The following is a 10,381-nucleotide window of genomic DNA, read 5'->3' on the forward strand; positions in this document are numbered from 1 at the left end:
GCTTATGTTATCAAAAACAAAAACGATTGAAGCAGTTCAAACAATGGGAGACTTATTTCCAGATGCTCATTGTGAGCTAAACCATCGCAATGCTTTTGAATTACTAATTGCAACAATTTTAAGTGCTCAAGCAACAGATGTAGGTGTGAATAAAGTTACTCCTAAATTATTTGAGAGATTTCCAACTCCTGCTCATTTAGCAGCGGCAAGTGAAGAAGAAGTGATTGAATGTATTAAGTCTTTAGGATTGTATCGAAGTAAGGCCAAAAATATTCGCCTTTGTGCGCAACAACTAATGGAACGGTTTGATGGCGAAGTTCCCTCGACTAGAAAAGAATTAGTGAGTTTAGCAGGTGTAGGCAGAAAAACTGCTAATGTAGTGATGAGTGTTGCTTTTAATATTCCAGCGTTTGCAGTAGATACTCATGTTGAAAGAATCTCAAAACGTCTTCAAATTTGTAGACAAAAGGATACTGTATTAGAAGTAGAAGAAACATTATGTCGTAAAATTCCAAAAGAATTATGGTCGAGAGCACATCATTGGATGATTTTCTTTGGAAGATATCACTGTATTGCTCGAAAACCAAAATGTCATGAATGTCCCTTATTAGAAATGTGTGCTTATGGAAGAAGGGAAGTTTAATCGATAATTTATAAATTCTACAATTTAGAAAAAAACTAAAATATGAGAATTTATAAATATTTCCTAACAAATTCGTCTTTATTTCTTAGAAATGTTATAATATCAATGTTTTTAAGACTTTTTAACTGACATTTTCCTATTTATATGCTATACTAAAGCTAGTAATATTGTAGATGTGTTGGATTTGGAAGGCCCGTGGGAAGAGGCGATAAAGATGGCACTTAAAGTGACAAAGAAAGTTCAAGGAATCGTTGAAACGGAACTTCGTAAAGGAACTAGCAAATCTCGTATTGCACATATATTGGGTATATCATATGAAGAAGTTCTTGTTGTCATTAAACGAGTTAAAGATTCTATTCGCCCAGATGTAGGAGATCGGATTCATTTTACGTTTAGAGAACAGCAAATGTACGGTGTGATTTATAAGTTACTTTCCAATAGTGCAGTCGTGATTATTGACTGGGAATCTTCTACGACCGTTATGAAAGATATTTGTGAAGATCGCACCATCGTAAATTTTAAAGATATTATTGAATTTTTACCAGATGATGCTAAGGCAGACTAATCTTGGATTAGTCTGTTTTTCTTTTAAAGAGGAGGAAAAGGATGGGAAATACGATTGAATTTCCAAATCAAGAAGAATTTTATATTCAAAAAGCAACGCAATGTCAAAAAGAAGATGATTTGATTAGTGCCATTGATTGGTTAGAAAAAGGATATATTAAGACTCGTTCAGATCAACTATTAGATAAATTATGGTCTTTACTATGTTGTAGTCAAGATTGGAATGAAATTATTTGGTTAGTAGAAGAGTTTGAATTGAAGGAAGAAATGTATTTATGCGTCTATTTAGAAGCATTAATCCATATGAATCGTTTTGAAGAAGTGGAAGATTATTTGAAAAATTCATCGCATATAGAGTATCCAGAGATAAGCAACCTTCAACTAAAAATGATGAATCATAAATTGAAACAGGAACAAGAGAAAGTTCAGCAGTTACAAGAAATTGGGGGAGCGTTACAGAACAAAGATAAGATTTTTTCTATAGAAGAAATTCAATATATCACTCAAGTATTAATTGATTCAACATTATTACAAAAAGAATTCGTTATTCAGTTATTTTTACTTCATCCACAGACCCCAATGTTTGATAAAGCTATTTTATTAGATGAATGGTTAGATTCAGGATCACTTGAGACGATTCAATTATTGTGGAATGGAGATTTAAAAATCGTCAATCGAAATAAACTGTTTTCGATTACTAAATCACGATTATATAAAGAAGAATCAGAGTTATTAAATGAGTTGATGGGTTCTTTTTCTATGGAAGAAGCTATGGTATTAGCTCAAAAATGGAAGCAAGATATCATTCGATTACATCCGTTTCAAGAAGAGTATATATCCTCTTTTAAAGAGTGGATGAATTATTTTTCAGGAAAAGAAAATTTGATGGAAAGTTTATTTTATGATGATTCTAATTTTGTAAAACAATACGAAGATTTTCAAATATGTATTTCACAATAGAGACTTTGTTCTATAGTTGTGGTTTTGAATTCAAGTGAATACTATAGAGTTAATTTTCTTTTGCCAAGTGAAAATAGACTTGAAACTTATTATTTTAAAAAAAGAAATAGAACGTATATAATAAGATAAAAGCTGTCTGAGAATAGAAAAGGCTGGAGGGTTTCATTATGAAAAAAGGAATCGTAAAATGGTTTAGCAATGAAAAAGGCTATGGTTTTATTTCTGTCACTGATACAAATGAAGATGTATTTGTTCACTTTACAGGGATTTTATCTGAAGGATTTAAAACATTAAAAGAAGGACAAATAGTTGAATTTGAAGTTGCACGTGGTGCTCATGGTCTTCAAGCTACAGGAGTACGGGTGATAGAATCGGAATGATTCGAGTGAAAACGGATGCTGCAGTTAATGGGAATCCAGGAAAAGTTGGAATTGGAATTGAAATTTTATATCAAAAACAACAATTTTTGTTTAAAGAAAATTCTGAAATTCTAATGGATAACCATCAAGCAGAATTATGGGCTATTTATCGTGCGTTAATCATTCTAAAAGAAAAAGAATGGAATCAAGAAATGATTTTTTTGAATTCAGATTCCAAGTTTGCAATGATGGCGATTGAAAAAAATTATACGAAACAAATTGCTTATCAAGATATTTTAAAAATAGTGCAAGAAGAACGAAAAAAATTTCCGCAACTATTTTTAGAATGGATTCCTGAAAAGGAAAACCGCGGAGCTGATCAATTAGCAAGACAAGCTTTACAACAAATCATAGAAAGATAGGGAGTTTTCAATATGGAAGAACATGTATTATATTTTAGTAGCTTATGTCCAGATACAAAAGCATTTGTAGAGGAGTTACAAAGACAAAATATTAGCTATCGTGAAGTAGATATCACTGCAAGTATGGCGAATTTAAAAGAATTTATTCGTTTAAGAGATGATAAACCACAATTTGAAGGTCGTAAACAATGGGGGATGGTAGGTGTTCCTTGTTTAGTGACGAAAACAGGACAATATATTTTTGAAATTGGTCAATTAAATGGAACAAGTTGTGAGGCTGTTCCGGTTGAATAGTATTCCGTTAATACTGTTAGTTTACTTTTTGGGAGTGAATCTTTTATTATTCGTTTTAATAGGAATAGATAAACGGGCTGCTAGACGAAAAAAATGGCGGATACCTGAAAAAAGATTATTAACTCTAGGAATAATTGGTGGGGGATTTGGTGGAATAATAGGAATGCTTATTTTTCACCATAAAACTCACCGAATTTATTTTACAATTTGTTATGTAGTAAATATAATTTGTTGGGGAATTGCTTTCCTATATTTTATGCAACAATTTTAAGGGGGAAGAGATGAAACAACAAAAAGGAATATTATTTGCAATATGGATTGGACTTCTAAGTGCTCTTTCAGGATTTGTAAATATTACAACATTATTATTGTATGAAAAGCCTACTACTCATATGACGGGGAATATTTCCGGTTTTTTAATCCATACGATGTCAGGTGAAATGAGCCATGCAATTACATTACTATTCATTATTATTAGTTTTATACTAGGCGGAGTTTGTTCCGGGATGATTTTTTCCGAAAAAGTTTTCCGATTTGCAAACCGATATGGGATATTACTGATTGTATTAGGTTTTTTATTAGGAATTAGTTTTTGGTTAAAATTAGAAGTTTTATGGATTTATCAACTAGCTTTTACAGTTGGTGTTCAAAATAGTATGTTTATTTATTACCGTGGAATGATTGTAAGAACTTCTCATTTTACGGGATATTTAACGGATACAGGATTTGCGATTGGCAGATGTCTTAGAGGTTATCATAAGGACAAAATAAAAATAGTTTTTTATAGTTTAAGTATGTTGTTCTTTTTATTTGGAGGAGCATTGGCATTCGAAATGGCAACATGGTCTAAAGAATTATTACTTTTTGTCATTAGTATTAGTTATGTACTTGTCGGTGGATATTATTTCTTATTCCGTCATTTATATGAATACTATCATTTGTTGGAGGAAGAAGCATGACAGATATTTTAGTTGTAGTGGATATGCAAAAAGATTTTGTTGACGGAGTCTTAGGAACAAAAGAAGCAGTAGCAATTGTTCCTAATGTAGCGTCAACGATTCGAGAGTTTTCAGGTAAAGTTTTTTATACATTGGATACTCATCATGAAAATTATTTAGAAACGGAAGAAGGAAAAAAATTACCAGTTATTCACTGTGTAAAAGGAACACCAGGTTGGCAATTAGATACAACTGTACAAGAAGCTCTTTTAGAAAAAGAAGCAGTTGGAGTTGAAAAACCTACTTTTGGATCTACAACATTAATGGAATTATTGAAGGAAATTCCTTCCATTAGCTCCATTACATTTTTAGGATTATGTACAGATATTTGTGTCATTAGCAATGTCTTATTAGCAAAAGCAAACTTTCCAGAAGTACCGATTTATGTAAGTTCAACTTCATGTGCTGGTGTAACACCTCAAACTCATCAGCAAGCATTAGAAGCTATGAAAATGTGCCAAGTGAATGTAGTAGAATAAAGTGTAGGTGAAAGAATGGATTCTAAAGAAAAATTGAAAGAATTAAATGTCCTGAATGCCATCATGTTAGTAGCAATTCTCATTGGTATTGTAATAGGGATTATCATTCAAGAATTAATTGGTGGAGTAGCGATTGGAATGCTTGGTGGATTTATCACACGATTAATTTATTTAAGAAAAAAATATAAGGATATTAATTCAAAATAAAGGAGAACTAAATATGTCACAAGAATTTTTTGAAGCAGTAGAAAAATTTGAAAAAAAATCAATTAAAGAAGTAGAAAGCTTAATCTCAAGTGGAGAAGAAGTAGTGTTATTTATCGGACGTCCAACTTGTCCATATTGCCGTCGTTTCGCTCCAAAAATGAATGAAGCACGTCAAGCTTTAAATAAACCAGCTATTTTTGTGAATAGTGAAGATGTTACACAACTAAATGATATTCAATCATTCCGTCAAAAATATGGCATTCCAACAGTACCAGGTTTATTAGTTGCTAAAGGTGGAGAGGCTCGTGTAGTTTGCGATTCATCAATTAGCGTGGAAGATATTATTGCATTCGTTAATAGATAAGACTATTTTAATTTAAAAAGGAGAGGGACTTGTATGAACGAAATTAAATGTCCGCACTGTCAAAAGGTTTTTACAATTGATGAACATTCATATGCAGATATTGTGAGTCAAGTTCGTAATCAAGAATTTACACAAGAAATTCATCAACAATTAGAATTAGCAAAAAAACAATTTGAAACAGAACAACAATTAAAATCTCAACAAGCTCAATCTCATTTTGAAGAGAAATTAGCACACTACACACAGCAAATTGCTTTATTAGAGCAAGAGCTAAAACAAGCTAGTCAACAAATGGAAGTTCAAGTTGAAAAAGAAAAACATAAATTAGAAATGGAATTATCTAAGATTCAACAAGAACAAGTTGTTTCAAAACAGGAATTGACGCAGCAATATCAAGAAAAAATTACTCAGCAAGAACAATTGATTCAATCGCTTCAAGCAAAGATTGATGCACAAGAAACAAAAGAAGCCTTACGAGTTTCTCAGTTATCTGCTGAAAAAGATCGTGTTATTGCTGATTTAGAAGCGAAAAATCATTTGCAAGAAAAAGAACAAGAAGTTCAAGCAGCGGCTTTAAAAGAAAAATACGAGCTGGAATTACGTCAAAAAGACGAAACAATTGCGTTTTATAAAGATTTTAAAGCAAAACAATCGACAAAAATGGTCGGTGAAAGTTTAGAACAACATTGCGAAATTCAATTTAACCAATTAAGAATGACGGCTTTTCCAAGAGCTGAATTTGGAAAAGATAATGATGCTAAAACGGGAAGTAAGGGCGATTATATTTACCGAGAATATGATGATTTTGGAAACGAAGTATTATCCATTATGTTTGAAATGAAAAATGAAAATGATCAAACAGCAACGAAAAAGAAAAATGAACATTTCTTTAAAGAATTGGATAAAGATCGACGTGAGAAGAATTGTGAATATGCGATTTTAGTATCTTTATTAGAAGCAGATAATGAACTATACAATAATGGAATTGTGGATGTCAGTTATGTGTATGAGAAAATGTATGTTGTTAGACCTCAATTCTTTATTCCAATTATTACGTTATTAAGAAATGCGGCGTTAAATTCATTAAAATATAAACAAGAATTAGCGCAAATGAAAGAGCAACAATTAGATATTACGCATTTTGAAGAAGACTTGCTTGCATTTAAAACAGCCTTTTCTAAAAATTATGAATTAGCTAGTAAGAAATTTAAAACAGCAATTGATGAAATTGATAAAACAATTTCGCATTTACAAAAGACAAAAGATGCGTTGTTATCATCTGAAAACAATTTAAGATTAGCGAATAATAAGGCAACTGATTTGACCGTAAAAAAACTCGTCAAAAATAATGTAACGATGAAGCAAAGATTTGAAGAATTAGAATAGGAGAATGGAAGATGGCAAAATTTATAGTAGAGCCTGAATTTTGGGAATTATTTCCAGAAGGTCAAGTGAATGTGTTAGTATTAAAAGGTATTAATAATTTTGTAGATGAAACAGAAGATCCGTATTTTGAAGGAATCTTACAAGAAGCTTGCCAAAAAGTTCAAGTTCATTTTACAGAAGAAGTCTTTAGTGATAATAAAGTTATCCAACAATGGAGACAAGCCTATTCTAAATTCAAAACCAAAAAAGGATCACGTTCTTCTATTGAAGCTTTGTTAAAACGTGTTTCTCAAGGACATACATTCCGTTTGATTACTCCATTAGTAGATATTTATAATAGTATTTCTATTGAATATGCTGTTCCATTAGGGGGCGAAGATTTAGATAAAATCCAAGGAGATTTACGCTTAGGTAAAGCTAAAGGTGGAGAAAGTTTCTTCCCGTTAGGTGCTGAAGAAGATTCACCAGCATTAGAGGGCGAAATTTGTCACTTCGACAATGAGGGAGCTGTATGCCGTTGCTTGAACTGGAGAGAAGCGAAGAGAACGATGTTACAAGAAGAAACAACAAATGCAGTTCTTGTAATGGAATCTGTCACAAAAGATCAAGCTGAAAGAGCAACAGTTGCAATGGAAGCATTAAAGCAACGTTGTGAAGAGTACTTCAATGTAACAGGAGTAAGTTCGATTGTAACACCAGAAAATAGTGAAGTTGAATTATAATAGGAAGTGGCAGAGCAGTCGTTCTGCCACTTTTTGAATAGTTTAGAAATACGAAAGAAAGGAGGAAACGAATGCGTAAAATATTACATATTGATATGGACGCCTTTTTTGCATCTGTTGAACAAATGGATCATCCTCATTTAAGAGGGAAACCGATTATTGTAGGTGGAAAAGTAAATCAACGTGGAGTCGTGGCAACTTGTTCTTATGAGGCAAGAGCATTTGGAGTCAGATCGGCAATGCCAACAAGTAAAGCGATTCGATTATGTCCAAAAGCAATTATTGTTCCTCCGAATTTTGAACGTTATCGACAATTAAGTTTACAAATTAGAGAAATATTTCATCGATATACTCCTCTCGTTGAACCGATGTCCATTGATGAAGCGTATTTAGATGTTACAGAGAATACAAAAAATCAAACTTCTGCAACGATAATTGCAAGAGAAATACAAGAAGCTATCTATAAAGAAGTAGGATTAACATGCTCAGTAGGAGTATCTTTTAATAAATTTCTAGCCAAAATTGCATCCGGTCAAAGAAAACCTGCTGGCATTACCGTAATTGATCAAGAATCATTTCCAGAATTTATTAAAACTTTACCTGTTGAAAAATTTTTTGGTGTAGGACAAGCAACTGCAAAAAAATTGCAGCAAAAAAATTTATTCACTGGAGAAGATATTTTGAATTGTTCAAAAGAATATTTAATCGAACATTTTGGAAAGCAAGGAGAAGCACTTTATAGACAGGTAAGAGGGCAGTCCGATAATCAATTAACATTGTATCGTGAAAGAAAATCTTACGGTAAAGAAGAAACTTTATTAGAAGATACAACAGATGAAGAAGTACTACAGAAATATATAGAGCAATTCTCAGAACAGATATCAAAATGGTTAAAGAAAAATAAATTGGCTGCTAAAACGATAACGATTAAATTTAAACAAAGTGATTTTGAAATAAAAACTAGAAGTAAGACATTGGAAACTTATATACAAAGTAAAGAGAAGCTTGTTTTAGAGGCATATAATTTATTAATGGAGCAGTATAATAATGAATCGGTACGTTTAATTGGACTGTCAGTATCTCAGTTTGAACAGACGCTTCATTTATTTGAACAAGTAAAACTGTTCTAAAAAGATTAATACAGTTTTTAGAACAGTGTATAACACAGAAACTGAACTGAATTTTTCATTTATTTTCAATCCGCGTGAAAAATGATAAAAATATTGCACAAAACTTTATAAATAAATCTATTGTTTATAGAGAAAAAATTGTAATGCTATTCACAAGGGATAAAAAATAAAACTCGAACTTAATTACTTGCATAACTAAAAAAAGCATGGTAAATTAGTATATGAAAATAATAGAAATGATACAGAAATAAAATTCTGTTTCTTCATTTTTGTTATGAAGCACAATTTCTTAAAGAAAAGGGGAAACAAAAAGTATGGCAACGAAGAAAAAATTCGATCTCGATGCACTTTTCACACCAGATAACTTGAATTTTGAAATGGTTCAAGTATTAGATGAAGAAGGAAAAGTTGTAAATCCAGATTTAGTACCAGATTTATCTGATGATGAATTAGTCGAATTAATGACTGATATGGTATGGTCACGTATTTTACATGAACGTTCAACAGCGTTAAACCGTCAAGGACGTTTAGGATTCTATGCTCCAACAGCAGGTCAAGAAGCTTCACAATTAGCTTCCATTAAAGCAATTGATAAAGGTGATGTATTATTACCAGGTTACCGTGATGTACCGCAATTAGTAAAACATGGTTTACCATTATCACAAGCATTCTTATGGTCTCGTGGACATGTTGCAGGGAACATGTATCCAGAATCATTAAAAGCAGTACCACCACAAATCATCATTGGTGCACAATATGTTCAAGCAGCAGGTGTTGCATTAGGATTACAAAAACGTGGTAAGAAAAATGTAGCTGTTACTTATACAGGTGACGGTGGATCTTCACAAGGGGACTTCTATGAAGGAATTAACTATGCTGGTGCATACAAATCACCTGCTATCTTCTTCATTCAAAATAATGGTTGGGCTATCTCAACTCCTCGTGAATTGCAAACAGCTGCTACAACTTTAGCACAAAAAGCTGTTGCTGCTGGTATTCCAGGTATTCAAGTCGATGGTATGGACCCATTAGCAGTTTATGCCGTAACTAAAAAAGCTCGTGAATATGCAGTTGCAGGAAATGGTCCTGTATTAATCGAAACAATCTGTTTCCGTTATGGTCCTCATACATTATCAGGGGATGATCCAACTCGTTATCAACCAGAAGGAATTCAAGATGCATGGGCTAAAAAAGACCCATTAATTCGTTTCCGTAACTATTTAACAGCTAAAGGCTTATGGTCTGAAGAAAAAGAAAATGAAGTTATTGAAGCAACTAAAGAAGAAATTAAAGAAGCAATCAAAGAAGCTGATAAACAACCAAAACAAAAAGTTTCATTCTTCTTGAAGACAATGTTTGAAGAACCAACAAACGTTATCCAAGAACAACTTGATTACTTTGAAGCAAAGGAGAATAAATAATTATGGCACAAATGACAATGATTCAAGCCATTACGGATGCATTGGCTTTAGAATTAAAACGTGATGAAAATGTCCTAATTTTCGGTGAAGACGTTGGTAAAAACGGAGGAGTTTTCCGTGCAACTCAAGGACTTCAAGATGAATTTGGAGAAGACCGTGTATTTAATACTCCTTTAGCAGAATCAGGTATTGGTGGTTTAGCTATCGGTTTAGCATTAGAAGGTTACCGTCCAGTTCCAGAAATCCAATTCTTTGGATTCGTATTTGAAGTAATGGATAGTGTTGTTGCTCAAGCAGCTCGTTACCGTTACCGTATGGGTGGAACTCGTCAAATGCCTATCGTATTCCGTTCACCATTTGGTGGTGGGGTTCACACACCAGAATTACACTCAGATAACTTAGAAGGTTTAGTAGCACAATCACCAGGTTTGA

Annotated in this window: 16 protein-coding genes; all 16 read left to right on the top strand. The window is 32.5% G+C overall.

The window, feature by feature from the left end:
- Window positions 1-4 precede the first annotated feature (4 nt).
- On the top strand, window positions 5-643 hold the full coding sequence (gene nth, locus RWO76_RS01180) for an endonuclease III (RefSeq protein ID WP_314353757.1): 639 nt from the start codon (window positions 5-7) through the stop codon (window positions 641-643).
- 214 nt (window positions 644-857) lie between these two features.
- Entirely contained in the window at window positions 858-1,208 is a 351-nt protein-coding gene (locus RWO76_RS01185) for a DUF2187 domain-containing protein (protein ID WP_314353759.1), read from the top strand.
- 41 nt (window positions 1,209-1,249) lie between these two features.
- Complete coding sequence (locus RWO76_RS01190) at window positions 1,250-2,167, top strand: hypothetical protein (RefSeq protein ID WP_314353760.1); 918 nt, start codon at window positions 1,250-1,252, stop codon at window positions 2,165-2,167.
- A 167-nt stretch (window positions 2,168-2,334) separates the two neighbouring features.
- Window positions 2,335-2,547: a cold-shock protein gene (locus tag RWO76_RS01195; protein ID WP_314353761.1), complete on the top strand. Its 213-nt coding sequence runs from the start codon at window positions 2,335-2,337 to the stop codon at window positions 2,545-2,547.
- A complete protein-coding gene (locus RWO76_RS01200; RefSeq protein WP_314353762.1) occupies window positions 2,544-2,948 on the top strand; it encodes a ribonuclease HI family protein in 405 nt (134 codons plus the stop codon). The genes RWO76_RS01195 and RWO76_RS01200 overlap by 4 nt, the downstream gene beginning before the upstream one ends.
- Before the next feature lie 12 nt (window positions 2,949-2,960).
- Window positions 2,961-3,242 (top strand): glutaredoxin, encoded by a 282-nt coding sequence (locus RWO76_RS01205; RefSeq protein ID WP_314077977.1) that lies wholly within the window; start codon window positions 2,961-2,963, stop codon window positions 3,240-3,242.
- Entirely contained in the window at window positions 3,208-3,513 is a 306-nt protein-coding gene (locus RWO76_RS01210; protein WP_314353764.1) for a DUF1294 domain-containing protein, read from the top strand. The genes RWO76_RS01205 and RWO76_RS01210 overlap by 35 nt, the downstream gene beginning before the upstream one ends.
- A gap of 10 nt (window positions 3,514-3,523) precedes the next feature.
- Window positions 3,524-4,201, top strand: coding sequence for a YoaK family protein (locus tag RWO76_RS01215; protein WP_314353765.1), 678 nt, complete (start codon window positions 3,524-3,526; stop codon window positions 4,199-4,201).
- Window positions 4,198-4,719: an isochorismatase family cysteine hydrolase gene (locus RWO76_RS01220; RefSeq protein ID WP_314353767.1), complete on the top strand. Its 522-nt coding sequence runs from the start codon at window positions 4,198-4,200 to the stop codon at window positions 4,717-4,719. The genes RWO76_RS01215 and RWO76_RS01220 overlap by 4 nt, the downstream gene beginning before the upstream one ends.
- A 15-nt stretch (window positions 4,720-4,734) precedes the next feature.
- Complete coding sequence (locus RWO76_RS01225; RefSeq protein WP_314353769.1) at window positions 4,735-4,926, top strand: hypothetical protein; 192 nt, start codon at window positions 4,735-4,737, stop codon at window positions 4,924-4,926.
- Between the two features lie 13 nt (window positions 4,927-4,939).
- Window positions 4,940-5,290 carry a thioredoxin domain-containing protein gene (locus RWO76_RS01230; protein WP_314353770.1) on the top strand — a complete coding sequence of 117 codons (351 nt, stop codon included), beginning with the start codon at window positions 4,940-4,942 and terminating at the stop codon, window positions 5,288-5,290.
- Window positions 5,291-5,323: 33 nt separating this feature from the next.
- Window positions 5,324-6,676: a DUF2130 domain-containing protein gene (locus RWO76_RS01235; protein WP_314353771.1), complete on the top strand. Its 1,353-nt coding sequence runs from the start codon at window positions 5,324-5,326 to the stop codon at window positions 6,674-6,676.
- Window positions 6,677-6,687: 11 nt separating this feature from the next.
- Complete coding sequence (locus RWO76_RS01240) at window positions 6,688-7,398, top strand: phenylalanine--tRNA ligase beta subunit-related protein (protein ID WP_314353773.1); 711 nt, start codon at window positions 6,688-6,690, stop codon at window positions 7,396-7,398.
- Between the two features lie 71 nt (window positions 7,399-7,469).
- Window positions 7,470-8,528, top strand: coding sequence for a DNA polymerase IV (gene dinB, locus RWO76_RS01245; RefSeq protein ID WP_314353774.1), 1,059 nt, complete (start codon window positions 7,470-7,472; stop codon window positions 8,526-8,528).
- A gap of 314 nt (window positions 8,529-8,842) precedes the next feature.
- Window positions 8,843-9,949, top strand: coding sequence for a pyruvate dehydrogenase (acetyl-transferring) E1 component subunit alpha (gene pdhA, locus RWO76_RS01250; protein WP_314353775.1), 1,107 nt, complete (start codon window positions 8,843-8,845; stop codon window positions 9,947-9,949).
- A 2-nt stretch (window positions 9,950-9,951) separates the two neighbouring features.
- Window positions 9,952-10,381: alpha-ketoacid dehydrogenase subunit beta (locus RWO76_RS01255; RefSeq protein ID WP_399543035.1), on the top strand; the 430-nt coding region annotated here is incomplete at its 3' end.

Origin of the sequence: uncultured Granulicatella sp., assembly GCF_963521425.1 — a bacterium.
Classification (GTDB): domain Bacteria; phylum Bacillota; class Bacilli; order Lactobacillales; family Aerococcaceae; genus Granulicatella.

What these genes read in the sequence shown, in the direction of transcription:
- RWO76_RS01195 (WP_314353761.1), top strand. Translation starts at nt 2,335, where the DNA reads ATGAAAAAAGGAATCGTAAAATGGTTTAGCAATGAAAAAGGCTATGGT.
- RWO76_RS01240 (WP_314353773.1), top strand. Translation starts at nt 6,688, where the DNA reads ATGGCAAAATTTATAGTAGAGCCTGAATTTTGGGAATTATTTCCAGAA.
- RWO76_RS01230 (WP_314353770.1), top strand. Translation starts at nt 4,940, where the DNA reads ATGTCACAAGAATTTTTTGAAGCAGTAGAAAAATTTGAAAAAAAATCA.
- RWO76_RS01185 (WP_314353759.1), top strand. Translation starts at nt 858, where the DNA reads ATGGCACTTAAAGTGACAAAGAAAGTTCAAGGAATCGTTGAAACGGAA.
- pdhA (WP_314353775.1), top strand. Translation starts at nt 8,843, where the DNA reads ATGGCAACGAAGAAAAAATTCGATCTCGATGCACTTTTCACACCAGAT.
- RWO76_RS01210 (WP_314353764.1), top strand. Translation starts at nt 3,208, where the DNA reads ATGGAACAAGTTGTGAGGCTGTTCCGGTTGAATAGTATTCCGTTAATA.
- RWO76_RS01225 (WP_314353769.1), top strand. Translation starts at nt 4,735, where the DNA reads ATGGATTCTAAAGAAAAATTGAAAGAATTAAATGTCCTGAATGCCATC.
- RWO76_RS01220 (WP_314353767.1), top strand. Translation starts at nt 4,198, where the DNA reads ATGACAGATATTTTAGTTGTAGTGGATATGCAAAAAGATTTTGTTGAC.
- dinB (WP_314353774.1), top strand. Translation starts at nt 7,470, where the DNA reads ATGCGTAAAATATTACATATTGATATGGACGCCTTTTTTGCATCTGTT.
- nth (WP_314353757.1), top strand. Translation starts at nt 5, where the DNA reads ATGTTATCAAAAACAAAAACGATTGAAGCAGTTCAAACAATGGGAGAC.
- RWO76_RS01200 (WP_314353762.1), top strand. Translation starts at nt 2,544, where the DNA reads ATGATTCGAGTGAAAACGGATGCTGCAGTTAATGGGAATCCAGGAAAA.
- RWO76_RS01205 (WP_314077977.1), top strand. Translation starts at nt 2,961, where the DNA reads ATGGAAGAACATGTATTATATTTTAGTAGCTTATGTCCAGATACAAAA.
- RWO76_RS01190 (WP_314353760.1), top strand. Translation starts at nt 1,250, where the DNA reads ATGGGAAATACGATTGAATTTCCAAATCAAGAAGAATTTTATATTCAA.
- RWO76_RS01235 (WP_314353771.1), top strand. Translation starts at nt 5,324, where the DNA reads ATGAACGAAATTAAATGTCCGCACTGTCAAAAGGTTTTTACAATTGAT.
- RWO76_RS01215 (WP_314353765.1), top strand. Translation starts at nt 3,524, where the DNA reads ATGAAACAACAAAAAGGAATATTATTTGCAATATGGATTGGACTTCTA.